At 64.4% G+C, this 23,985-nt stretch carries 23 protein-coding genes and 1 tRNA gene; 14 read left to right on the forward strand and 10 right to left on the reverse strand.

The annotated features are described in order from the left end of the window. Window positions 1-100 precede the first annotated feature (100 nt). The 9 genes from RMN99_RS02470 (at window position 101) to RMN99_RS02510 (ending at window position 13,660) form a co-directional block, all read left to right on the forward strand. Window positions 101-3,112: a TonB-dependent receptor gene (locus tag RMN99_RS02470; protein WP_309621708.1), complete on the forward strand. Its 3,012-nt coding sequence runs from the start codon at window positions 101-103 to the stop codon at window positions 3,110-3,112. Between the two features lie 103 nt (window positions 3,113-3,215). Beyond that, window positions 3,216-4,730: a tryptophan 7-halogenase gene (locus RMN99_RS02475; RefSeq protein ID WP_309621709.1), complete on the forward strand. Its 1,515-nt coding sequence runs from the start codon at window positions 3,216-3,218 to the stop codon at window positions 4,728-4,730. A gap of 25 nt (window positions 4,731-4,755) precedes the next feature. After that, complete coding sequence (locus RMN99_RS02480) at window positions 4,756-5,472, forward strand: SapC family protein (RefSeq protein ID WP_309621710.1); 717 nt, start codon at window positions 4,756-4,758, stop codon at window positions 5,470-5,472. After that, the gene (locus RMN99_RS02485; protein ID WP_309621711.1) at window positions 5,465-6,490 is read left to right on the forward strand and encodes a cupin-like domain-containing protein; all 1,026 of its coding nucleotides are present in this window, start codon (window positions 5,465-5,467) and stop codon (window positions 6,488-6,490) included. Before RMN99_RS02480 ends, RMN99_RS02485 begins: the two co-directional genes overlap by 8 nt. Continuing rightward, the gene (locus RMN99_RS02490; protein WP_309621712.1) at window positions 6,487-7,986 is read left to right on the forward strand and encodes a tryptophan 7-halogenase; all 1,500 of its coding nucleotides are present in this window, start codon (window positions 6,487-6,489) and stop codon (window positions 7,984-7,986) included. Before RMN99_RS02485 ends, RMN99_RS02490 begins: the two co-directional genes overlap by 4 nt. Beyond that, entirely contained in the window at window positions 7,983-8,906 is a 924-nt protein-coding gene (locus RMN99_RS02495) for a glycoside hydrolase family 16 protein (RefSeq protein ID WP_309621713.1), read from the forward strand. The genes RMN99_RS02490 and RMN99_RS02495 overlap by 4 nt, the downstream gene beginning before the upstream one ends. Before the next feature lie 25 nt (window positions 8,907-8,931). Then, window positions 8,932-9,981, forward strand: coding sequence for a LacI family DNA-binding transcriptional regulator (locus tag RMN99_RS02500; RefSeq protein ID WP_309621714.1), 1,050 nt, complete (start codon window positions 8,932-8,934; stop codon window positions 9,979-9,981). Further along, window positions 9,974-11,161 carry an MFS transporter gene (locus tag RMN99_RS02505; protein WP_309621715.1) on the forward strand — a complete coding sequence of 396 codons (1,188 nt, stop codon included), beginning with the start codon at window positions 9,974-9,976 and terminating at the stop codon, window positions 11,159-11,161. The genes RMN99_RS02500 and RMN99_RS02505 overlap by 8 nt, the downstream gene beginning before the upstream one ends. Window positions 11,162-11,245: 84 nt before the next feature. Continuing rightward, window positions 11,246-13,660 (forward strand): glycoside hydrolase family 3 N-terminal domain-containing protein, encoded by a 2,415-nt coding sequence (locus tag RMN99_RS02510; RefSeq protein WP_309621716.1) that lies wholly within the window; start codon window positions 11,246-11,248, stop codon window positions 13,658-13,660. 88 nt (window positions 13,661-13,748) lie between these two features. On the opposite strand, the gene RMN99_RS02515 is transcribed toward RMN99_RS02510, so the two are convergent. Continuing rightward, window positions 13,749-13,841: transfer RNA gene (locus RMN99_RS02515), tRNA-Ser, on the reverse strand. A gap of 208 nt (window positions 13,842-14,049) precedes the next feature. On the opposite strand from RMN99_RS02515, the gene RMN99_RS02520 reads away from it, so the two are divergent. Further along, window positions 14,050-14,778 carry a DUF1134 domain-containing protein gene (locus RMN99_RS02520; RefSeq protein ID WP_409035224.1) on the forward strand — a complete coding sequence of 243 codons (729 nt, stop codon included), beginning with the start codon at window positions 14,050-14,052 and terminating at the stop codon, window positions 14,776-14,778. 95 nt (window positions 14,779-14,873) lie between these two features. Continuing rightward, window positions 14,874-15,668 (forward strand): hypothetical protein, encoded by a 795-nt coding sequence (locus RMN99_RS02525; RefSeq protein ID WP_309621717.1) that lies wholly within the window; start codon window positions 14,874-14,876, stop codon window positions 15,666-15,668. A 4-nt stretch (window positions 15,669-15,672) separates the two neighbouring features. Here RMN99_RS02525 and RMN99_RS02530 read toward each other — a convergent pair whose 3' ends face one another. Next, window positions 15,673-16,122 carry a DUF983 domain-containing protein gene (locus RMN99_RS02530; protein ID WP_309621718.1) on the reverse strand — a complete coding sequence of 150 codons (450 nt, stop codon included), beginning with the start codon at window positions 16,120-16,122 and terminating at the stop codon, window positions 15,673-15,675. 295 nt (window positions 16,123-16,417) lie between these two features. Here RMN99_RS02530 and RMN99_RS02535 point away from each other — a divergent pair, with 295 nt between their 5' ends. From RMN99_RS02535 to RMN99_RS02545, 3 genes are all read left to right on the forward strand, one after another. Beyond that, a complete protein-coding gene (locus RMN99_RS02535) occupies window positions 16,418-17,602 on the forward strand; it encodes an amino acid aminotransferase (RefSeq protein ID WP_309621719.1) in 1,185 nt (394 codons plus the stop codon). Between the two features lie 235 nt (window positions 17,603-17,837). Further along, a complete protein-coding gene (locus RMN99_RS02540; protein WP_309621720.1) occupies window positions 17,838-18,386 on the forward strand; it encodes a GNAT family N-acetyltransferase in 549 nt (182 codons plus the stop codon). A gap of 175 nt (window positions 18,387-18,561) precedes the next feature. Further along, window positions 18,562-18,804: a hypothetical protein gene (locus RMN99_RS02545; RefSeq protein ID WP_309621721.1), complete on the forward strand. Its 243-nt coding sequence runs from the start codon at window positions 18,562-18,564 to the stop codon at window positions 18,802-18,804. 39 nt (window positions 18,805-18,843) lie between these two features. Here RMN99_RS02545 and RMN99_RS02550 read toward each other — a convergent pair whose 3' ends face one another. Genes RMN99_RS02550 through RMN99_RS02585 form a run of 8 tightly spaced genes read right to left on the reverse strand, consistent with a single transcriptional unit; the run spans window position 18,844 to window position 23,984 of the window. Further along, the gene (locus tag RMN99_RS02550; protein WP_309621722.1) at window positions 18,844-19,581 is read right to left on the reverse strand and encodes a hypothetical protein; all 738 of its coding nucleotides are present in this window, start codon (window positions 19,579-19,581) and stop codon (window positions 18,844-18,846) included. Window positions 19,582-19,615: 34 nt separating this feature from the next. Beyond that, complete coding sequence (locus RMN99_RS02555) at window positions 19,616-20,233, reverse strand: riboflavin synthase (protein ID WP_309621723.1); 618 nt, start codon at window positions 20,231-20,233, stop codon at window positions 19,616-19,618. Continuing rightward, the gene (ribD, locus tag RMN99_RS02560) at window positions 20,233-21,198 is read right to left on the reverse strand and encodes a bifunctional diaminohydroxyphosphoribosylaminopyrimidine deaminase/5-amino-6-(5-phosphoribosylamino)uracil reductase RibD (protein ID WP_309621724.1); all 966 of its coding nucleotides are present in this window, start codon (window positions 21,196-21,198) and stop codon (window positions 20,233-20,235) included. The genes RMN99_RS02555 and ribD overlap by 1 nt, the downstream gene beginning before the upstream one ends. Continuing rightward, window positions 21,188-21,616: a hypothetical protein gene (locus RMN99_RS02565; protein ID WP_309621725.1), complete on the reverse strand. Its 429-nt coding sequence runs from the start codon at window positions 21,614-21,616 to the stop codon at window positions 21,188-21,190. The genes ribD and RMN99_RS02565 overlap by 11 nt, the downstream gene beginning before the upstream one ends. 39 nt (window positions 21,617-21,655) lie before the next feature. Continuing rightward, entirely contained in the window at window positions 21,656-22,159 is a 504-nt protein-coding gene (locus tag RMN99_RS02570; protein ID WP_309621726.1) for a DUF4402 domain-containing protein, read from the reverse strand. A 43-nt stretch (window positions 22,160-22,202) separates the two neighbouring features. Beyond that, window positions 22,203-22,928 carry a SprT family zinc-dependent metalloprotease gene (locus tag RMN99_RS02575; RefSeq protein ID WP_309621727.1) on the reverse strand — a complete coding sequence of 242 codons (726 nt, stop codon included), beginning with the start codon at window positions 22,926-22,928 and terminating at the stop codon, window positions 22,203-22,205. Continuing rightward, window positions 22,921-23,379 carry a YcgN family cysteine cluster protein gene (locus tag RMN99_RS02580; RefSeq protein WP_309621728.1) on the reverse strand — a complete coding sequence of 153 codons (459 nt, stop codon included), beginning with the start codon at window positions 23,377-23,379 and terminating at the stop codon, window positions 22,921-22,923. Before RMN99_RS02580 ends, RMN99_RS02575 begins: the two co-directional genes overlap by 8 nt. Further along, window positions 23,376-23,984 carry an SCO family protein gene (locus RMN99_RS02585; protein WP_309621729.1) on the reverse strand — a complete coding sequence of 203 codons (609 nt, stop codon included), beginning with the start codon at window positions 23,982-23,984 and terminating at the stop codon, window positions 23,376-23,378. Before RMN99_RS02585 ends, RMN99_RS02580 begins: the two co-directional genes overlap by 4 nt. Between the last annotated feature and the right edge of the window lies 1 nt (window position 23,985).

Below are 23,985 nucleotides of genomic sequence, written 5' to 3' on the forward strand. Positions count from 1 at the left end.
TTGTGGGTCTTGACGAAGTGAACGTTATCATTTAGGTGAACGTTCACAATGAGGCGCTGCACGTCAAAATGTGCAGGCATTCACGGGGAGGAATCGGGAAATGACGGGACTGCGCACGCGCTTGGCCGGGAAAATGATGGTCGGTGCTTCGGTCGTGGCTCTGGGAATGGCGGCGCAGCCGGCCATGGCCCAGGATGCAGCGGCAGCCAGCGATGAACCCCAGGCCGACGACATCGTTGTCACCGGGATCCGCGCCAGCCTGCAGAAATCGCTGCGCACCAAGCGTGACGCGGTCGGCGTGGTCGATGCGATCTCGGCCGAAGATATGGGCAAATTCCCGGATACAAACCTGGCTGAATCGCTGCAGCGGATCACCGGCGTGTCGATCGACCGCAACAGCGGTGAAGGATCGACTGTTACCGTTCGCGGCTTTGGTCCCGATTTCAACCTGGTGCTGCTAAACGGCCGCCAGATGCCGACTTCGGGGCTGGGCAGCTGCTGTGAAGCGCCGGCCTCGCGCAGTTTCGATTTCGCCAACCTGGCCGCAGAAGGCGTTGCCGGGGTCGAAGTTTACAAGTCGGGCCGCGCCAATCTGGCGACCGGCGGGATTGGGTCGGTGATCAACATTCTCACTCCGCGTCCGCTTGATCGCCCCGGGTTCCAGGGCAGCCTCGGCGTCAAGGGTGTGGTCGACCACAGCTTTGAAGGCACGCAGGTGACCCCCGAATTCTCGGGTATCGTCAGCTCGACTTTCAACAACGACACGATCGGGATCCTGATCACCGGATCGTACCAGAAGCGCAAGGCCAGCCTGGCCCAGTTCAATGCCGGCTGGCGCGAAGGCTATCTCGGCAACGAAAACAACTGGGGTTCGCTGCCGGTTGACGCCAACGACTGGCGCGGCAATTACGCACAGGTCACCAACCACCCCAAGCCCACCGATGTCTATCAGGTGACGCAGAACGCGGGCTATGATTTCACCGATATCGAGCGTGAGCGGATCAACGGCCAGGCAGTCTTGCAGATCCGGCCGACCGAATCGCTGACCATGGTACTCGACTACACCTACTCGCAGAACACCATCGACGCCCGCACCAGCAGCATTGGCGTGTGGTTCAATCATAACAACACCACCAGCAGCTGGACCAATGGCCCGGCGGCCGGCCCAAACTTCTATTCCGAAGCCTTTGGTCCCGGTGAGGGCAAGGATATCGCGATCACCGGTGCGATCGCCAAGAACCGTTCGATCAACAAGTCGATCGGCTTCAACACCCGCTGGAAGGGTGACGGCCCGGTCTGGTTCGAACTCGACGCGCATCATTCGATTGCCGAAAGCAAGCCGACGTCGCCTTATGGCAGCAACATCGCCGTCGGCAGCGCGATCTATGGCGTGCGCAACCAGACAGTCGATTATACCACGCCAATGCCGGTGATTTCTGTCAACCTGTACCCCGGCAGTGAATTGCTGGCGCAGAATATCCGTCCCTCGGGCAATGCCTTCCGCAATGCCTACATGAAGGACCGGATCGACGAAATTTCGCTTCGCGGCGGGTTCGATTTCGACAGCGGGATCGTTGACAGCCTCGATTTCGGCGTCACCTATACCGACAACAAGGTCCGCTCAGCCTATGGCTTTATCCAGAGCGACAGCTGGGGCGGAACGCTCAGCGCGGGACAGACCCCAGACAGCCTCTATACGTTGACCAACCTGCCAGGCCGGCTTGCGGGCATGAACGGCTCGAACGGCACCAACATCATCCCCAGCTACTTCCAGATTGACACTGTTGGCCTGATCAACCTGCTGCAAAGCACCATCGGCGTTTGCTCGTCGCCATGGAGCGGCTCCGCGCAGCCGGGAACCTGTCTCGCCAACTATCAGGTTGATCGCCCGATCGGCGAGCAAACCCTGTCGCCCTATGCCCAGGCCCTGTTCAGCTGGGACATGTTCAACAATCCAGCGCACCTGCGCGCTGGCCTTCGGCATGAGCAGACCAAGGTCACAAGTTCGGCTGTCGTCGGTGCTCCGACCACCACTGTCTGGACCGGCGGTAACGAAATTGGCATCGTCACACCTCAAGGGTCTTCGGTGGCGATCAGTCAGACCGGCGAATACGAAAAGTGGCTTCCGGCATTTGATTTCGATTTCAGGCCAACACAGAACGTGATTCTGCGTGCGTCCTACAGCCACACGATTACGCGCCCGTCTTATGCTCAGTTGGCGGGCGGACTGACCGTCAATTCACCGGCTCGTCCAAATGGGGGCAGCACCGGGCAATCGGGCAATCCTGGCCTTCTGCCGTACAAGTCGAAGAATATCGATGTTTCGGCTGAATGGTATTACGGCAAATCAAGCTACATTTCGGTCGGCTACTTCGACAAGCACGTCAGCGATTTTATCGGAACCACCACCACGCAGGCACCAGCGTTCGGACTGACCAACCCATCCAAGGGCGCTGCGTACAACGCCGCGATTGCCGCCCTCGGGCCCAACGCGACGTTCCAGAGTGTGCTGCAGTATCTGGTTACAAACAGGCCGAGCGTCGTCGCTTACGGCACCAATCCAAACGACCCGAATGGTCCTCAAATACCCACAGGAATTATCGGACAAGCTGGCGATCCGGAGCTGATTTTCACCTTAGGCGCGCCTGGCAACAGCAGCCAGACGGCGCACCTTTCGGGCTGGGAATTTGCGATCCAGCATACGCTTGGTGACACCGGCTTTGGGGCAATCGTCAACTACACGATCGTCAACAGCGACACCCGCTTCGACAACACCTTGCGCTACACTGTTACGCAGTTCGCGGTGAACGGAGTCAGCGACAGCGCCAACGCGGTGCTGTTCTATGACAAAAATGGCATCCAGGCCCGCGTCGCCTACAACTGGCGTGACGGGTTCCTGGCGGGCTATGGCTTCGATCCGGGCTACATCGATGCCTATGGGCAGTTCGATGTCAGCGCGAGCTGGGAAATCAAGAAGGGCTACACGGTCTTCGTCGAAGGGATCAACGTGACCAACGCCGATCGGCGCGGGCACACGCGCAACGACCAGTCAGTGACCTTCGCTGCCCCCGGTTATGCCCGGTATTCGGCCGGGTTCCGCTTGAACTTCTGACAGGTTCGGCTTGATCCTGTCTGCTTTCCGGTCGAGAGTCGCACCCGCCAAGGTGCGGCTCTCGAACCGTTTCGGGGACAGCTAGAACGAAAAGGCGAAACTGGTGGAAGGCGCAGTACGGCAAGTGGCAATCGTTGGCGGCGGCACGGCTGGCTGGCTCAGCGCCTGCATGCTCGCCGCGCGCCGTCCGGACCTGCAGGTCACGCTGGTCGAATCGCCCGATATCCCGGCGATCGGCGTGGGCGAGGGGACCTGGCCGACGATGCGCGATACGCTGGCGACTATCGGGATTAGCGAGGCTGAATTCCTCGCCGCCTGCGATGCCTCGTTCAAGCAGGGTTCGCGCTTTGATGGCTGGATCACCGGGGCTGCGCACGAAAGCTATCTCCACCCGTTCACCCCGCCGCCGCCCGGCGACATGCGCGATCTCCTCGCAGCCTGGACGGCCCAGAACGGCGCCGATTTCGCCGCTGCGATGACCCCGCAAGCGGCGGCCTGCACGGAAAATCTCGCCCCGCGCCAGCGCGCGATGCCCGACTATGCCGGGGCGCTAAACTACGGCTATCACCTCGATGCCGGCAAGTTCGCCGCGCTGCTGGCACGCCATGCCACCACCCGGCTGGGGGTGACCTTGCGCTCGGCCACGGTGCTGGGGGTGGACGCTGCGGCGAACGGCGATATCGCGGCGCTGCGGCTGAATGATGGCACCACCCTGGCCGCCGATCTGTTCCTCGATTGCAGCGGCCACGCCGCGCTGCTGATCGGCGGACACTGCGGCGCCGCGTGGATTGACCGCTCGGACGTGTCGTTCAACGACCGCGCCCTGGCGCTGCAAGTCCCGGTGCTGCCCGGCAGCGCGATTGCCTCGCAAACCGTCGGCACCGCGCACCAGGCTGGCTGGCTGTGGGATATTGCGCTGCCGACCCGGCGCGGGATCGGCTGCGTCTATGCTTCGCGCTTTATGGATGAGGATGCGGCGGAAGCGATCCTGCGCGATTATGTCGCAAAGCAGCTGCCGCAAACCAACCTTGCGGCGCTGACCCCGCGCAAGCTGGCGTTCGCCACCGGCCACCGTTCGCGGTTCTGGCACGGCAATTGTCTGGCGATCGGACTGTCGGCCGGGTTCATCGAACCGCTGGAAGCCTCGGCGATCGTGCTGATCGAACTGTCGCTGCGCGCGCTGACCGAGAATTTCCCCATGAGCCGCGACGCGATGGATATTCATGCCGACCGGTTCAACGCGCTGTTCCGCTATCGCTGGGAACGGATCGTCGAATTTTTGAAGCTGCACTATGTACTCAGCCGCCGCGCGGAGCCGTACTGGCAGGCCCAGCGTGAATCTGCGACCATTCCGGCGCGGCTGGCTGAAAACCTGGCGCTATGGCGCGACCAGCCGCCTTCGGCCTGGGATTTCCCGCAGATTGACGAGATTTTCTCGGCTTCCAGCCAGCATTATGTGCTCTACGGCATGGGCTTTGCCGTGCCGCCGGTGCGCGAGACAGCACCGCCTGCGGCCTCCGCCCAGCTGGCCGAAGTGCAGGGCCGGTCCCGCGCGCTGCGCGCTGCCTTGCCCACCAACCGCGCCTATCTTGATGCCCTGGCCGCGCAGGCAGCCTGAACCTTCCAGCCAAACGGAACCCTTGATGAGCCAGCACCAGATCCTCGACCCCAAGACCCACGCCGACCTGCGCATCCGCGCCGAGGCCGGCGGCGAACTGGGCGACGGTGTCTCTGCGGCGCTCGCGGTGCCGGCCGAATTCCGCCGCCTGGCCTGCGAATTTCCGCTGCTTTTCCGCCGCGACGGGGCCAGCGGCGCGTGGACCGCGCTGGCGCTCTTGGGGTTTGAACCGGGCGAGAACCTGTTCCTGGCCGGGACCCGCTGGGATGCCGTGTGCCGCCCGCTGTCGCTGGCCGTGCAACCGTTCCTGATCGGCCGTGCCGCCGATGGCGCAGGCCCATCGCAGGTCCACATCGACATGGCCCACCCGCGCATCGCTGCGGATGGTGAGGGGATCCGGGTATTCGACGCAGATGGCACGCCCTCGCCGTTCCTTGAAGAAGCGATCGAGATGCTCGGCCTGCTCGATAACGGGTACCAGGCGAGCGCCGATTTCTTCGCTGCGGTCGATCGCTATGATCTGCTCGAACCGTTCTCGATGGACGTCACGCTGGATAGCGGCGCGGCGCACCGGATGGTCGGCTACAACATGGTCAATGAAGAAGCCCTGGCCGGGCTGGAGCCGGGTATCCTGGCTGAACTTCACGCAGCCGGGCATCTCGCGCCGCTTTACTTCGCGGTCGCCTCGCTCGGCAACCTGGGCAAGCTTGTGCGGCGCAAGAACCGCAAGGGCCATGGTTGAGGCGGACGCCGCCCTTGCCGCGCTGCCGCGCGTTGCCGAGCTAACGCTTGACCGCACGCAGCTGGATGACCGGCTGCGCGCCGCGCGCGAGCCGTTTGTAGTGCGCGGTCTGGTGGCGGACTGGCCGCTGGTGCAGGTCGGGCTGACGGGGGCAGCGGCGGTCCGGGATTACCTCGTCAGCCATGCCCGCGACCGGACCTTTCCGGTCAGCATGGGCTTGCCCGGCGGCGGTGAGCGATTGTTCTACGACGCGGCGATGGGCGTGAATTTCCGCATGGCGCAGGATCCGCTGGACAAGATCCTGGACGGGATCATCGCCAATGCGGATCAGCGCGACGCCCCGGTGATCTATCTCTCCTCGATCGATGTCGATGCCTATTTCACCGGTCTGGCCGAAGCCAATCCGATGCCGCTGGGCAATCGCCGCCCGATCACCAGCGTGTGGATCGGCAACCGCACCCGGATCGCGGCGCACAATGATGTGCCCGACAATCTGGCAGTCTGCGCGGTGGGCAAGCGGCGCTTCGTGCTGTTTCCGCCAGGGCAGATGGCCAATCTCTATCCCGGCCCGCTGGACAATACCCCGGCTGGCCGCCCGGTCAGCATGGTCGATCTGCGGGCACCCGATCTGGCGCGTTATCCGCGCTTTGCCGAGGCGCTGGAGCATGCGCTGGTGGCCGATCTGGAACCTGGCGATGCGCTCCATATTCCCTCGCTGTGGTGGCACCATGTCGAAGGGCTGGGCGCGTTCAACGTGCTGGTCAACTATTGGTGGCGCGATGTGCCGGTGTTCCTGGGCCATCCCGAGGACGCGCTGTACCACGCGGTGCTGGCGATCCGCGACCTGCCAGACGAAGCCCGGGCGCAATGGCGCGAGCAGTTCGAACACTACGTTTTTTCTGGCGGGGCGGCGGCGGCGGAGCATCTGCCTGAAGCCGCGCGCGGGATTCTTGCCCCGCTGAGCCCCGATACTGCCGGCCAGATCAAGGCCAAATTGCTGAGAGGATTGTCGCGATGACCCCCAAGTCGAAGCTGCGCGTGGTGATTGCGGGCGGCGGCACCGCCGGGTGGATGGCCGCTGCGGCGCTGGCCAATACGCTGGGCAGCGCGATCGACCTGACCTTGGTGGAAAGCGATGCAATCGGCACGATCGGGGTGGGCGAAAGCACGATCCCGCCGCTGCTGCTGTTCAACCGCCTGCTGGGGATCAACGAGCCCGAATTCATGCGCGCCACCCAGGCGACCTTCAAACTGGGGATCAAGTTCGAAAACTGGAAGGACGTTGGGGACAGCTATTTCCACTCGTTCGGCGCGGCCGGCAAGGATCACTGGTCGGCTGGCTTCCAGCACTTCTGGCTGGCCGGATTGAAGCGCGGCCATCCGCACAGTTTTGATGACTACAGCCTTGAATTGAAGGCCGCGCTGGAGGGCAAGTTCGCGCACTTGCCTGATGAACGGATGAACTACGCCTACCAACTCGACAGCGCGCTTTACGCAAAGTTTCTGCGCGGCAAGGCCGAAGGCGACGGGGCCAGGCGGATCGAAGGGCGGATTGCCGAGGTTGAGCTGGACAGCGCGAGCGGCGAAATCACGGCGCTGAAACTCGACGGCGAGCGCCGGATCGAGGGCGATCTGTTTCTCGATTGCACGGGCTTTCGCGCGTTGTTGATCGAAGGCGCGCTCCACGCTGGGTTCGATGACTGGACGCATTATCTACCCTGCGACAGTGCGATCGCGGTGCAGACCGCCAGCGTCCGCCCGGCGGTGCCCTATACCCGCGCAATTGCCCATGACGCCGGGTGGCAGTGGCGGATCCCGTTGCAGCACCGTCAGGGCAACGGTATCGTCTTTTGCAGCCGCTATCTGGACCGCGAGGCGGCGCTGGAGCGCCTGCTCGGATCGGTTGAGGGCGAGGTGCTGACCCAGCCCAACCATATCGCCTATCGCACCGGGGTGCGGCGCCAGCAGTGGCACAAGAACTGCGTGGCGGTGGGGCTTTCGGGCGGGTTCATGGAACCGCTCGAATCAACCTCGATCCACCTGATCCAGCGCGCGGTGCTGCGGCTGATCCGGATGCTGCCTGGCGGCAAGATCAGCCCGCGCGACGTGACCGAATTCAACGAACAAACCTTCACCGATATGGAGCAGATCCGCGATTTTCTGGTCTTGCATTACAAGGCCACCAACCGCCGCGACAGCGCCTTCTGGCGCCAGTGCGCGGCGATGGCGATCCCTGAAAGCCTGGAACAGAAGATCGAACTGTTTCGCGAAACCGGGCGGGTGTTCCGCAAGAACGAGGAACTGTTTGCCGAAAACAGCTGGATCCAGGTGATGCTGGGCCAGGGGATCATGCCGACCAGCTATCATCCGGTAGCCGACAAGCTGCGCCAGGACGAGCTCGACCGGTTCCTGACCATGCTGCGCGACGGGGTCAGTCAGACCGTGGCCGGGCTGCCCCAGCAAATGGACTATATCGCCAACTATTGCGCGGCGAAACAGGAGATGGCGGCATGAAGCGGATTGCGGCAATGCTGGCGCTGGTGGCTGCAGGGATGGCTCCGGCCATGTCGAGCGCCGAGAACGGCTGGTCGCTGGTCTGGGCTGACGAATTCGATGCCCCGCAGATCGACAAGCGCAAATGGGGCTTTGACGAGGACTGCTGGGGCGGCGGCAATGACGAGCGGCAATGCTACACCCGCAGCAAGCGCAACGCGGCGATCGAGGACGGCAAGCTGGTGATTACTGCGAGGTACGAACGCACCACCGGCCCCGCACTCCCGGCCGAACAGCGCCGCCAATCCGCCTTGGGAAACAAGGAGGCGACGCGCGATTTTTCTTCCGCACGGCTGACCACCCGCGGCCGGGCCGCCTGGCGCTATGGCCGGATAGAGGTGCGCGCCAGGCTGCCGCAAGGGCAGGGGACCTGGCCGGCAATCTGGATGCTGCCCGAAAAGACCCGCTATGGTGCCTGGGCCGCATCGGGCGAGATCGACATTCTCGAGGCGGTCAACCTCGGCGTGTTGTGTCCCAAATGTCAGGGCGGGCGCGAGAACACGATCCTGGGCACGCTGCATTTCGGCGGCAAGTGGCCGGCCAACAAATTTGCCAGCACAGAGATCGCCTTTCCCGAAGTGCTGGACGGTTTTCACACCTATGCGGTCGAATGGTTTGCCGACCGGGTGGTCTGGCAGGTCGATGGGCGGACCTATGCCGAGCAGGCCGCCGACAAGTGGTTCACCACCGGCGCGAAGACCCCCGGCGCGCCATTTGACCAGCCGTTCCACCTGATCCTGAACCTCGCGATCGGCGGCAAGCTGCCTGAAGGCCGGGGCCTGGGCGGGGTCCGCCAGGATGGTTATCCCAAGCGGATGGAAGTGGACTGGGTTCGCGTCTGGCAAAAGGGCGCGCCTGCCGCTAGGGCTTCGGGTGGGTAACAGTCGGGGCGGGGGCAGATAGGGCATGGCAAGACGCCGCCAAGCTGTGACGATCAAGCATGTGGCTGCCGATGCCGGCGTGTCGCTGCAAACGGTCAGCCGCGTCATCAACGGCGAACCCAACGTCCGCCCGGAGATGAATGCCCGCGTCCAGGCCTCGATCGACAAGCTGGGCTATGTTCCCTCGATCGCCGCCCAGCGGATGAGCGGATCGCGTTCCTACCTGATCCTGGCGATCAACGACCGCGAACGCACGATTGCTGATTGGCAGGCCCGCCAGGGGACCGACTGGGTCGATCAGATGCTGCTGGGCGGGATGCTGAAATGCGCCGAGCACGGCTACCGGATGATTTTCGAACTGGTCGATACCCATTCGGATCATGTTGAGCGCGAACTGCTGGGCGCGATTGCCGCGCTGCAGCCCGACGGGATCATCCTGACCCCGCCGCATTCGGACAACGCCCAGATCGTCACCTTGCTGGCCGAGCAGAACATCCCCTTCGTGCGGATCGGGTCCAAGCGGAGCGGCCACGGCATCCCGGTATCGATGGACGATGAAGGATCGGCCCGCACCGCCACGCGCTATCTGATTGAACGCGGCCACCAGCGCATCGGGTTCATCGCCGGATCGAGCGAATACGAGCTGAGCGGCTGGCGGATCGATGGCTGGACGGCCGAAATGGCGGCTGCGGGGCTTTCGACCGAAGGCCTGCTGGCACCGGGTGATTTCTCTTACGCTTCGGGTGAGGCGGCGGCGCAGTTGTTGCTCGATCTGCCGCAGCCGCCCAGCGCGATCATCGCCAGCAACGATCAGATGGCGCTGGCCACGCTCGAAGTGGCGCGCCAGCGCGGGATCGCGGTGCCCGAGGAATTGTCGCTGATCAGTTTCGATAACACCCCGCTGGTCCATTTCACCCAGCCGCCGTTGACCGCGGTCGACCAGCCGATCGCAGCCACCGCATCCAAGGCGGTTGAACTGATCATCGCCGCACAAAAAGGCGATCCCGCGCCGGCCGCGCTGACCGTGATCAAGGCGCAGATGGTGGAACGCGGCTCGGTCTCGCGGCGTGGCTGACGCTGCGCCTGCGGCGCGGCCCGATACCTTCGTCCTGCTTTATGCGCTGGCCTGGGCCGGCGGCGCGATTGCCTATACCCCGCTGCTGATGATCTTGCTGCCAAGCCATGTGGCCAACCTTGCCGGAACCGATGCCGGGATTGGCTGGCTGGCCCGGATTGCCCTGGCCGGGGCGCTGGTGGCCTCGCTTGGCAACGTCGTTTTCGGTTATCTCAGCGACATTACCGGCAATCGCCGCGGCTGGATCGCTGGCGGATTGGTGTTGTCGGCGCTGCTTTTGCCGCGGATCGGCAAAGCGCAGACACTGGACGGGTTGATTATGGCAGTAGTCGCCTGGCAACTGGCGCTCAACATGATGCTGGCGCCGCTGGCCGCCTGGGCGGGCGATCGGGTGCCCGATTCCAGCAAGGGCCTGCTCGGCGGATTGATGGCGATCGCGCCGGGGGCCGGGGCTTTGTCAGGCGCACTCGTAACCCAGCCGGGCTTGATACCGGGGACCGAACGGCTTGCGGTGGTGGCGCTGATCGTGGCGGCCTGCGTGGTGCCGGTGCTGTGGCTGGCACCGCCCGGTGGCGCAACCGGACGCCGAACAGCGGATCAACCGCCGCCAATCACGCCCGCTGCCCGGCGCAAGGTGTTGCAGATGTGGGGCGCGCGGCTTTCGGTCCAGATCGCCGAGGCGACGCTGTTTGCCTACCTGTTGTTCTGGCTGCGCAGCCTTGATCCGGCCATTGGCGAGAACAAGACCGCGCTGCTGTTCAGCGTTATCATGGTGCTGTCGATCCCGGTGGCGCTGGCGGCCGGACGCTGGTCTGACCGGGTCGACCGGCCGATCGTGCCATTGGCCGTCTCGGCATTGGTATCGGCCGCCGGGCTGATCGGCATGGCGCTTGCGGCTGACCTGACGCTTGCGATGGCCGCATATGGCCTGTTTGGCCTTGCCAGCGCGGTGTTCCTATCGCTGCATTCTTCGCAGACCTTGCGGATCCTGCCGCGTCCCGGACGGCGCGGGCGTGATCTGGGATTGTTCAACCTTACCAACACCGTGCCATCGCTGATCATGCCGTGGTTGGCGATCACACTGGTGCCGTTGTTCGGATACCAGGCGCTGTTCGTGATCCTGGCCGCACTGGCGCTGTGCGCCGCCGCATTGCTTGCCACCATCACCCCACAAAGCTGAAGCCGCAGCTTGATTTTCGCGGCGGCGCATGCGAATAAAGTTGGGAACGTTCACAAGAATGCTGCTGGTGGGGATTGTATGCGGATGAAATCGGCTTTTGCTGCCATGGCACTGGTCCTGGGCAGCACGACGGCGCTGGCGCTTGCAGCTGGCGATGCCGGGATCGCGCATCCCGCGCTGTGGCCGCAGGCGAAAAGCCCCGCCGCGCTGAGCGATGCTGCCACCGAAGCGAAAATCGACGCGCTGATCGCGAAGATGACGCTGGAACAAAAAGTCGGCCAGATGATCCAGGCCGATATCAGCGCGATTACCCCGGCCGATCTTGCCAAATACCCGCTCGGCTCAATCCTGGCGGGCGGCAATTCGGGACCCTACGGCGATGAGCGCGCCAATGCGGCCAAGTGGGCCAGGCTGGTTGGCGAATTCCAGGATGCCTCGCGCGCCAGCGGTGCAGGGGTGCCGATCCTGTTCGGGGTCGATGCGGTCCATGGCCATTCGAACCTGCCGGGGGCAACGCTGTTCCCGCACAACATCGGCCTTGGCGCGGCCCACGATCCCGATCTGATCCGCCGCATCGGCGCGGTCACCGCGGCCGAAGTGGCAGCCAGCGGAATCGAATGGACCTTCGCGCCGACGCTCGCCGTGCCGCAGGATCTGCGCTGGGGGCGCAGCTATGAAGGCTACGGCGCCGATCCCGCGCTGGTCGCCGCCTATGGCCGGGCGATGACGTTGGGGCTGCAGGGCGAACTGGTGGCGGGCCGCCCGCTGGGGGCCGAGCAGGTTGCCGCAACAGCCAAGCACTTCCTTGCCGATGGCGGCACGATGGAAGGCCGCGATCAGGGCGATGCGCGCATTTCCGAATCCGAACTGGTGGCCAAGCATGCCCAAGGCTATCCCGCCGCGATCGATGCCGGAGCGCTGACCGTGATGGTCAGCTTCTCCAGCTGGAACGGGATCAAGAACCACGGCAATGCTAGTCTGATAACCGATGTCCTCAAAGGGCGGATGGGCTTTGCCGGGCTGGTGGTAGGCGATTGGAACGGCCACGGTCAGGTGCCGGGCTGCACCGCCACCGATTGCCCGCAGGCGATCAATGCCGGGCTCGACCTGTTCATGGCGCCCGACAGCTGGAAAGGGCTTTACGAATCGACCCTGCGCGCGGCGCGCGAAGGCCGCATTGCCCCGGCCCGGATCGATGACGCCGTGCGGCGGATCCTGCGCGTGAAATATAAACTCGGCCTGATGGGCGATACATTGGTCAGGCGCGGCAATCCGGCTGCAATCGGCACGCCCGCACATCTTGCCGTGGCGCGCGAGGCGGTGGCGAAATCGCTGGTCCTGCTCAAGAACGATGGCGGCTTGCTGCCGGTCAAGCCCGGCGCGCGGGTGCTGGTAGCGGGGCCCGGTGCAGACAGCATGGCGATGCAGGCCGGCGGGTGGACGATCACCTGGCAAGGCAGCGATACCACGGCCAAGGATTTTCCGGGCGGCCAGACCGTGGGCCAGGGCATCGTTGATGCCGTCAGCGCGGCGGGCGGACAGGCAGCGATTGCCGCTGATGGCACTTATGCCGTCAAACCCGATGTCGCGATCGTGGTGCTGGGCGAGGTGCCCTATGCCGAATTCCAGGGCGATGTGCCGCACCTGGCTTTCACCCCTCCCAGCGATGAGGCCCGGCTGGTCACCCGCTTCAAGGCGCAGGGTATCCCGGTGGTGATCGTGTTCCTTTCGGGCCGCCCGCTGTTTACCGGTCACCTGCTCAACCAGGCCGATGCCTTTGTCGCCGCCTGGCTCCCCGGCAGCCAAGGCGGCGGCGTGGCCGATGTGCTGGTTGCCGGCAAGGACGGCACGCCGGTGCGCGATTTCACCGGACGCCTGCCGTTTGCCTGGCCCGCCGATGCCCGCTCACCGGTGGTGGCCCCGCTGTTTGCGGTGGGATACGGCCTTAGCTATGCCGCAAACCGCGCCGTGGGCCATGTCAATGAGGATCCGCGGATCGACCTGTCGCAGTTCGATACCGCAACATCGTTTTTCGTGCGCGGCAAGGCGCTGGCGCCGTGGCATATCTCGAACGATGGTTCGATCGCGGTGCGCGCGGTTGATCTTTCCGCGCAGGAAGATGCCCGTCAGTTCAGCTGGTCGGGCAATGGCGCGCTGACGATCGAGGGCACCCCGGTGAACCTTGGCGGATCTCTTGTGCGCGGATCGCTGGCGCTTGACTGGCGGATTGATCGCCCCGGCCGCGGAAAGGTCAGTGTTTCGCTGGGCGGCGTATCGCTTGATATCACCGCGCGGGTTCGCGCGGTGCGGCCCGGCAGTGTGATCAAGACCCGGATCCCGCTGCGCTGCTTCCAGCGCGGCGGGGCCAACCTCGCCAGTGTCGGACAACCGCTGCGGCTGACCGCTTCGGCGGGCTTCGGCATGACCCTGCGCACCGCACGGATCGATTCTGGGCCGGTCAAGGCCGCTTGCCCTGTTGTGGTGCGCGGCTCGCGCTGATCAGGCACCACCAGCAAGGCAAGCGCCACCCGGCGCGGGCGGCACCGCATGGGCCGCTGCGTGTTCAGTAGTGTTTGCGGAAGGCCGCTGGCGGAGACGGAGAGATTCGAACTCTCGGTACCGGATTTACCAGTACGACGGTTTAGCAAACCGTTGGTTTCAGCCACTCACCCACGTCTCCGGATCGCTGCGGCGAAGCGGCGCTATAGCGAGGGCTTTGGCAGGCGGCAAGGGGCTGGAACAGGCAAATTTGTGTTCGGCTGGTCGCAAAACCGACTCGCTCTGCCGCCGCACCGTTGTCGCGAGGTTCAGGTTCGATTCTGCAAGGCGGGATAGATGGACCAGCTGTGCGCCGGCTGCCGCCGCATAGCATCATTGAGGGTAACGCCATGCATCAGTCCCGTTCGCTCCTGCGCAAGCTGATCCTGGTCGTTATGAGCCTGATCCTGGTCGCCGGGCCGGTGGCCGCGCCGGCCCAGATCCAGCCGGTCGATCCCGACAAGGCGATCGATGGCGATCTCTCCCGCCCCAGCGGTGCGCCCGAACCGGTCGCGACCGCGACCAGCGCGGCGCTGCCTGAGGAAGCCGCGCCGACGGTGGCCGGTGATGCCGTTTCCACCTCGCAGCCCGGCGATACGACCTACAAGCGGGACGACATTCTGGGCGCGGCCGAAGGCGTGTTCGGCAAGGGTGCCAAGGGCCTGGCCGGGATCATCGAGGATATCCTGCGCAAGCAGGGCGAGCCAAACGGTTATATCACCGGGCGCGAAGGCGGCGGGGCGTTCGTGATCGGGCTGCGCTATGGTTCGGGCACGTTGTTCCACAAGGTCGAAGGGCAGCATCCGGTCTACTGGACGGGGCCTTCGGTGGGTTTCGACGCCGGGGCCAGCGCGGGCAGCACTTTCGTGCTGGTCTACAACCTCTACAATAGCGATGACCTGTATCACCGTTTTGCTGCCGGCGAGGGGCAAGCCTACCTGATCGGCGGATTCAATGTCAGCTATCTGCGCCGCGGCAATGTCGTGCTGATCCCGATCCGCATGGGCGTCGGCCTGCGGCTTGGGGTCAATGCCGGGTACATGAAGTTCTCGCGCAAGCAGAAGTGGTTCCCGTTCTGAACCGGGCGGCACACGCAAACCGCTTTTCCCCGCGTTATTACGTCGCTAGCCTGATCTTCGCCACCATGCAGGAGTCGGGATTGGTGATTGGCCGTATGGGATATTTGGCGCTGGCCGCCGTGGCTGTGCATGCGCCTTTCGCCGCGCAGGCCGCCGCAGCGACGCCCGCGCCGCAAGTTACCGTTTCAACCGAAATGTCTGCGGTTTGCGACCGGATAGCGGCATTGGTCGTGCCCACAGAACAGATCGAGAGTCGGCTCAACCAGACTTTGCCAACGCTGGTCAGGCAGTTGATCGAGTCCGATCGCGAGCTGACCATAATGGAGCGCGAATTTCCCGGGCTGAGCGACGCGGTGGTTGCCGCCTGGCGCCCGATCATGGTACGTGCGGAGAACGAGATGATCCCGCAGTACAGGGCAGAAATGGCCGACATGTATTGCCGCAATTTCACATTGCCCGAATTGCAGGAGATCGCGGTGTTCCTGCAATCACCCGCTTTTCAGGCGCTGCAGAAAAGTACCTACCAGAACCTCAGCCTGTCGCGGACGGCGGACGACATCATTGATGAACGCGACATTTCGGCCAAATCGATCCGGGGTGATCTCGCCGATAGCGGCGCGAAGGCTGCGATGGAGCTATCGCCCGAACACAAGCGTACGGTGATGACCTTCATGAGCAGCCCGCTGGGCCGCAAAATGGTGGGGCTGACCCAGGAAAAACTGGCGATCGACACCAAGTGGGCCAACTATGCACCGGACTGGGCCGCAGTAGAGATCGAGAAAGTAACGATCGACGCGATGATTGCGCACATCGCCAAGACCGATCCGAAGCTGGCGCAGGAAATGTCTGCGCAATTGACCGCGCAGAACGGTGCAGCCAAGCGCAACTAGCGGATCAGCGCCACGGATTGTCCGGGCTGGGGACTGGCGCATCAGCCGCGCCCGCTTCGGCTTTGCCAGATGGATTGAAGCCATGCATGCCGTGCCACCATTGCAATGCAATCGTGCCGCCCTTGGCGGGCTGCAGGAAGCTGATCATCAGCACCGACGCCAGCGTCAGGCAGATCGCCAGCGCCTGCCACATCGGCATCGTGCTGGACATGCCAAGGTAGATGATCAGCGGCGCCATCAGGTGTCCGGTCAGCAGGATCGAGACGTAGGGCGGAAAATCGTCGGCCCGCTGGTGTGTCCAGTCATGATGGCAAGCGGGGCAGTGCGCGACCGGCTTGAGGAACGCGCGAAACAGCTTTGCCTCGCCGCAGCGCGGGCAACGGCCCTTGGCCCCGCGGACAATCGCGGCGGTCAAGGTGGCGGGCAGGTCGGGGCGCTTGGTGGGGGACAGCATGGACCTTCATATCGGCGTGGCAGGCCGCCTTATCAAGCCCGTTGCGCTCAATGCCGCAGGCGCCACACCGTCAGCACCACAATCGCCAGGGTGATCGCAAGGCCCCCGGCAAGGCGCAACGCGGCAGACATGTTTCCCCGGTTTGTCATGGTTTTAAGGCCAGCTTTGGCTTGTGTTGCCGCCCGGCTCTAGCCGGATGGACCGACAAGGCAAGCCTCGTTGGCGTGATTTTGCGTGAATCGGGCGCAATTGCGCTTGCCCGCACCACTGCGCGCCGGTTAAGGGCCGCGCCATCATGCTCAGCAACCTTGAACAACAGCCCGCCGATGCGCTGCTCGCGCTGATCAAGCTCCACAACGCGGATCCGCGCGCCGACAAGATCGATCTTGGCGTGGGCGTCTATCGCACCGGACAGGGGGCAACCCCGGTGTTCGGCGCGATCAAGGCGGCCGAACAGAAGCTGGTCGATACCCAGGAATCGAATAGCTACCTCGGCCCCGAAGGCGACATGGGCTTCGTCCACGCGCTGATGCCGTACATCTTCGGCAAGGAAGACCCCAGCAAGGACGGTCGGATCGAAGGGATGCAGGCCCCGGGCGGCACCGGCGCCGTGCGGCTGGCGGTGGCCTTGGCCAAGCGTTCCGGCGTGACACGAATCATCATGGGTCTGCCCAGCTGGCCCAACCACGCGCAGATCCTGGGCGATCTGGCGGTTGAACTGGTCAGTTTCAGCCACGCCGGGACCGACGGCAAGGTCGATATGGACGCGCTGCGCGGCGCGATTGCCGCTGCCCAGCCGGGCGATGCGATCATGCTGCATGGCTGCTGCCACAACCCCACCGGGATCGATTATAGCGAGGCGCAGTGGGACGAGATCGCCGCGCTGATCAAGGCCAAGGGCCTGCTGCCGATCCTCGATCTGGCCTATCAGGGGCTTGGCGCGGGCATGGAGGAAGACGCATACGGGGTGCGCACGGTGCTTGCCGCGGTGCCCGAGGCGCTGGTCGCCTACAGCTGCGACAAGAATTTCGGGATGTACCGCGACCGCGTCGGCGCGATCTATGTCATGGCGCAAGATGCTGCGGCGCTGAACCGGGTGCTTTCCAACGGCCATGCACTGGCCCGCGCGGCCTGGTCGATGCCGCCCGATCATGGCGGCGCGGCGGTGCGGCTGATCCTTGAAGACGCAGGCCTGACGGCAATGTGGCTCGACGAGCTGGATACCATGCGCGCCCGCATGCGCCAGGTCCGCGCGCGGCTGGCCGCGGCTGGACAGGCGGGCAACATCGACCTCACGGCGATCGGCCACCAGAACGGGCTGTTCTCGGTCTTGCCGCTGAGCAGCGAGCAGATCCTCAGGCTGCGCAGCGACCACGGCATCTACATGGCCGGATCGGGCCGGGTGAACATAGCCGGGCTGACCACGGGCAATATCGACAAGTTCATCGCAGCTCTGGCCGCGGTCAGCGCTGGCACCTGAAGTTGACACAGTTGACACTGAGTCCACTTCGCCAGAGCCACATAAATCTTTGTTCTTAAAAGTTTTAGCGACGAATCTGGACCGATCGCCGGGTGCTGGAAATAAAAAAGCCGATAGGCGGCCCTGCATGATCGTTGCGCCAGTGGCCGGGGCTGAAAGTCTGATCTCCATCGCCCAAGTTAAGGCAGAAATGCCCGGTGTAGGAAAGCACCGGATTGTTTGCTAGGCTGGGTCGATGGACCGGCAACCCACCCTCGAAGGCGAAGCGTTGCTGCTGCGGCCGCTGCGCGAAGACGATTGGAACGCGCTCTACGCGCTCGCCAGCGATCCCTTGGTGTGGGAATTGCACCCGGCCAACGACCGCTGGCAGGAAGCCGTGTTCCGCGCCTATTTTGCCGATGCCCTGGCGCAAGGCGGGGCTTTGGCGGTGATTGATAAAGCCAGCGGACACATCATCGGCTCGTCGCGGATGCAGGCGTTTGATCCTGCCGATGGCGGCGCGGTAGAGATCGGCTGGACCTTTCTCGCCCGCAGCCACTGGGGCGGCGAAACCAACCGCGAAATGAAGCGGCTGATGCTGGCCCACGCGCTGAAGAGTGTCGCACGGGTCGATTTCCGGGTCGGGGAGGACAACCTGCGGTCACGCCGGGCAATGGAGAAGATCGGCGGGCGGCTGGCTGACCGTGATGGTGGCGTGGTGCAAACCGCCAGTGGCCCGGCGCGCCATGTTGTCTACGAAATCACGCGCGAAACATTTGCAGGTGGTCCGCTGTTGGCCGGCTAAAGCGCGTGCTGGCGATACGTGCCCTTAAGGCCGTGTGTGATCTCTTTTGAACATCTGCTAATTCAAAGCAATGATGCCAAGAATGTGACGCAGTGCTTGCTCGCCAACGGTATCACTAAAACATAATACCAGGAGAGCTACTGTGAGAAAATCTATAGTCGCGGTGTGGAATTTCTTGTTCGATCATGAAGTGAGCCCGCTTCGTCACATTCCGGATTTCACGGTCAGGCACATGGTCCTGCAAATGCTTGGCTGGATGTGGGCGATCGCGTTTTCGCTCGCAATCGGCAGCTACACCTTTTTGGCCTATAGCTTGATCGGTCATGCAATCCTGCTTGGAGCGGTGGCGATCACTGTGGCGACCTATACAACGGCCACCAAGCGTCCGAAGGTATTCATGGCGTTTGCGCGCCGTTGAGCGCGAAAGTTTCGCCAAAGGGCCGCTGACGGCTGCTTGCTAGTCCTGTTGCTGCACAGCGCCAATGATCCGGCGCGTGCCGCGCAGCACTTTGACCCGGGCCGGACCCTCGTGCAATTTGACATTCTCTGCCCGGCTGAGCTGGCGCCCATCGGCCAGATCGACAAAGACGGCTTCGGCCCGCACCCGCGTACCCTTGCTGGTCAGACGGTCGATATTGACCAGCCGCACGACGGTGACCGATTGCCAGACCGGCCCCCGGACGATGTCGTAAGCGCTGCCAGCCCCGGTCGCGACCGGGAACGCGGTGCCGATAGCCAGGATCGGCAGCGCCAGATGGGCGGTCCCGCGCCGCTCAAAGCGTAGCATCGGCAACACGCACACGATCGGCACCACCACGCAGCAAAAGGCGCTGATGCCCAGTACCGTCGTCCAGTCGCTGGCATCCAGCGGGGCCATGTTACGCAGGATCCACGTGAAAAACGGGGCGAACGGGATCGATAGCAGCCAGACCACGCCCAGCGCGTCAAACTGGCTGATCGATGGGGCGGTGTGCCCCGCCTGCTCTTGTTCGATCCGCGCGGTCAGCGCGGGCAGGTATTTGACCCCGGCGGCCAGCATCACCAGAAATGCAGTGAAGGCGAGGGCGAAACCATCGATCCGGCCAAAGCCGAGCCAGAACATGGCTGGCACAGCCACGGCAATCAGCGCCAGTCCGCGCAGCCCGGTGAATCTGGGAGAAGTGGGCAAAGGCCGCGGGGGATCGCGCTCAGGCATCAGGCTTCCCCATTTCCCTTCATACCCGGCAGCCCTAGCGCCGCAGCTTTTCCATCCGCTGCAGATACCGCGCCAGCACGTCGATCTCGAGGTTTACCCCGTCGCCCGCCTGCAGGCCGCCCAGCGTGGTCACTTCGGCGGTGTGCGGGATGATGTTGAGGTGGAAGGTGCTGGTGCCATCGGCATGATCGTCCACCGCGTTGACGGTGAGCGAGACGCCATCGACCGTGATCGAACCCTTGGTGGCCACGAACGGTGAAATCTCAGCCGGGGTGGTTACCGCCAGATGCAGCGATCCGCCCACATCCTCACGCAAGGTAACGCGGCCGACCGCATCGACATGGCCGGTGACGATGTGCCCGCCCAGCTCGTCACCCAGCTTGAGCGCCTGTTCGAGATTGAGCTTGCGGCCCTGGCGCCACTGATCCTGCGCGGTCTTGCTGGTTGTCTCGCCCGACACGTCGACTGCGAACCAGGCGTCACCCGCCGCGCCGCCGCGATCGACCACGGTCAGGCACACGCCCGCGCACGCAATCGACGCGCCGATCGCGATCTGCGCCGGGTCGTAGGGACAAGAGATCACCACACGCAGGTCGCCCTGGTCGTGCAGTTCGCGAATTTCGCCGATGGCGGTGATTATGCCGGTAAACATCAGGAGTGCTCGTAAACGTCGAGCGTGTCGTTGCCAAGCGGGCGACTGTCGGTGCGGTGCCAATGGGATGAAGCGGCGAGGGCCTCGCGGGTCAGTTCGGGCAAAGCGGGGCCAAGGCCGCCAACTGTGCGCGGCGCACGGTATAGCAGCAGGCGATCAACCAGCCCGGCCGCCAGGAACGCGCGCGCCGCCCCGCCGCCGCCTTCAACCATCAGCTGTTGCACGCCGTCCATTCCCGATATCTCGCGCGGATCATGCAGTGCCTGCCACCCGGTTGGAGCATCGCCGCGGGTTAGCAGCCAGCGCGCCGGGCTGCGATCCGCGATGCCCGGCAGCCGGACGTCGAGCTGCGGATCGTCCGCCGCAAGCGTGCCGCGCCCGACCAGGATCGCGTCCATCCGGGCCCGCCAGGCGTGGGTGTGCGCGCGCGCAACCGGGCCGGTCAGCCATTGGCTTTCGCCGGGCGGCGGGGTCAGCCTGCCGTCCTCGGACAGCGCCAGTTTGACGGTCACATGCGGACGGCCGAGCCGCTGACGGGTGAGGTAACCTGCCAGACTGGCCGCGCATTCCGCGCTTTTGACCAGGTCCACCGCGATCCCGGCTCCGGCAATCCGCGCGATGCCCTGTGCGGCCGTGCGCGGATCGGGATCGCCGCAGCCGATCACCACCCGCGCCAGGCCGCTTGCCGCGACCAGATCGGCGCAGGCCGGGCCGCGATCGCTATGGTGAGCGCAAGGTTCAAGGCTGACGTAAAGCGTAGCGCCATGTGCGGCCGCGCTGGCTGCAGCGAGTGCTGCGGCTTCGGCATGGGGGCGCCCGCCCGGCTGGGTCCAGCCGCGTGCGATCACGCGTCCGTCTTTGACGATCAGCGCGCCAACAGCGGGATTGGGGCGTGACAGGGGGACGCCGCGCGCGGCCAGACGGGCGGCAGCGGCCAGCCAGCCGTTATCGGGATCAGCGGTCAAGCTGTGCTTTCGCCTTGGCCGCTGCCCTGGCCTGTTCGGCGGCCTTGTCAGCCTCGGCCTTGGCTTTGATGGCATCGACATTCATGCCGGATACCTTACCCAGCGCCATCCACAGCTTCTGCTCTTCGGCGGCGTTGGCGGCCTGAATTTCTTCCTGCGCGTCTTTGAGCCTCTGGTTGGCTTCGATAAAGGCGCGGGTTTCTTCCGCAGTCCGGTCAAGCGGCCACGAGTTGATGTAAGTCACTTCGGGCAGTTTGCGCTGCTTCTTCCAGCTTTGCGTCATCATGATCGAAAAGACGCCGAACGTGCACAGCGCGGCGACCAGCCCGATGCGAAAGCGGTTGGCACCGGCCTGGCGATAGACCTCGATGAAGTCGGCGATCGCGCCGGTCGGGTTGGCTGATTTCCAGATCGACATCGGCCCCAGATAGGCCGCGCCGCGCCGCTTTGCCAGAGGTCAGTTGTAATCGACCGAAATCGGGATGCGGCCGCGCAGGTTACCGCCCTTGCCGCTGTGCACCACCAGCCGCGCGCCGAAATTGAATTCCAGTTCGCCGCGCGCGTTCAGCACCGGATGCGGCGGCAGATCGGTGTGAAATTCAACCAGTTCGGCCCGCCCGCCATCGGGCGAGGTCATGTCGACCCGGCTGGGCAGGTCGATCCGCACTTCGCGGCCCGGCGTACCGGTGATCCGTCCGTGCCCCGCAACCGCCACCCCGCCAAGATCGATCATCGATCCGCTGGTGCGTTTGCCGCCGCCGGTGGCAGACAGTTCTGCCGCCCCGCCATCGCGCCCGGTGAGCGCCAGTTTGGAGAAATTGAGATCGGCCCAGATTTCGATTGTCAGCGGCGGTTCGCCCTCCTTGGCGGCGGGATCTGAATAGCACAGGCGGCACTGCTGCGCCTCCGCCGGAACGGTGAACAGCAAGGCTGCCAGTATGAAAAGTGCGACGCGCGCCATCGGGCAATTTTCGCTGATCGTGGTTAATAACTGCCTACGTAGATCAACTCATTGGCAGGTATAGGCTTTTGCCCTCGCGCTTGAGCCAGCGGTTGGCCATGCGAATCTCGCCTTCGAAAATCTCGTCCAGATAGGCGTGGAAGGCCGGGCTGTGATCGAAGTGAACCAGATGCGCCACTTCGTGCGCCACAACCGAGCGGCGTACATAGGATGGAGCCATCACCAGCCGCCAGTTGATCCGGATCGTGCCGTCGCGCGCGCAGCTCCCCCAGCGGCGTTTGGCATTGGTCAGCATCAGGCTTTGCTGCGGCTGCCCGGCGCGCAGGCAGTAATAGGACAGGTCATCGGTCATCAACCGCCGCGCTTCGCCTGCCAGCCAGCGTTTGAGCCGCGATGGCAGCGATGCCGCCGGCCCGCCGACGATCAGTTCGCCTTCACCCAGCGCAACCTTGCGCGGCTGAGCGGGATCGTGGCGGATCACGTGCGGCTGGCCCAGATAGGGGATCGCCGCACCGTGGCCCAGTTCAACTGCTTCGGGCACCGCCGCCAGTTGCCCGGCCAGCCAGCCGGCGCGGCTGCGGGCAAAGTCCAGCGCTTCGGCGCTGCGGCCCCAGGTCGGCAGGGTGACGCGCACCTCGCTGCCATCGGGGGCCAGCCGCATGGTCATCCGCCGGGCCTGCGCATTGCGGCGGATCACCAGCGGCAGCAGCCGCCCGGCGACGTCAACCGTGGGGTCGGTGTTTTCCCGCTTGAGCAGCCAGTCAATCATCCGCAATCTCGATCCCTGGCGGCAGTATTACATGCTGCTCGAGCGGCCCGGCAAGCGCTTCGGGAATGGCTTTCCCCCGCACCGAAATGCCTTCGCGGTGGACCGCCTCCCGATCGCCCGAAATCAGATAGTGCCAATCGGGCAGCGGATCGCCGTCGGCGCGCAGCCGGTAAGCACAAGTGGGCGGAAGCCAGGTCAGGGTGGCTGCAAGGCGCAGGTTCAATTTGAGGCAATCGGGCACCGCCTTCTTGCGGTTGGGATAGTCAGAACACCGCGCGGCGTGGATATCAAGCAGCTTGCAGGCGACATTGGTGGGATAGATGTGGCCGGTATCCTCGTCCTCGGCCTTGTGCATGCAGCATTGCCCGCAGCCATCGCACAGCGCCTCCCATTCGGGCTTGCTAAGCCGCTCGATCGGCAGCTGCCAGAACTGGTCGCGAAGCTGGCTCAATGCACCTGCCGGGCAAGGTCGGCGGCAACGGCTTCGGGGCCTTTGTCAAGCGGCAGCGCCGAAAGCGGTTCGCCATCGGGGCCCATCAGATAGGCGAAGCGTGAATGGTTCATCAGGTAGCCGCCGGGCCGGTCTTCACCGCGCGAAACGCTGACCTTGAACGCTGCAACCGCGACGTCGATCTCTGCCTGGCTGCCCGACAGGCCCAGCAGCCTGGGGGTGAAATTGGCGGCATAGACGCCAACCCGCTCCGGCGTATCGCGCGCCGGATCGATGGTGATGAAGATCGGCTGGATCTTGTCCGCCAGATCGCGGTGCTGTTCGGCAAATTTGAGGTAGCCCTGCATCATCCGCCCCAGATCGAGCGGGCAGACATCGGGGCAGAAGGTATAGCCAAAATAGACCAGCCGGTATTTGCCCTTGAACTGGTCCCAGGTGACTGGCTTGCCGTGCTTGTCGACCAGCGTGAACGGCCCGCCGATCTTCGCGCCGGTCAGCGCGGTGCCTTCGATTGCCGCTTCATCGGGCGCGGTCTTGGCGGAATTCTGGCAGGCGGCGCTGGCCGCCAGCAGCGGCAGGATCAGCAAGAGGTGCGGCTTCAACATG

This window comes from Novosphingobium sp. (genome assembly GCF_031417815.1).
Classification (GTDB): Bacteria; Pseudomonadota; Alphaproteobacteria; order Sphingomonadales; family Sphingomonadaceae; genus Novosphingobium.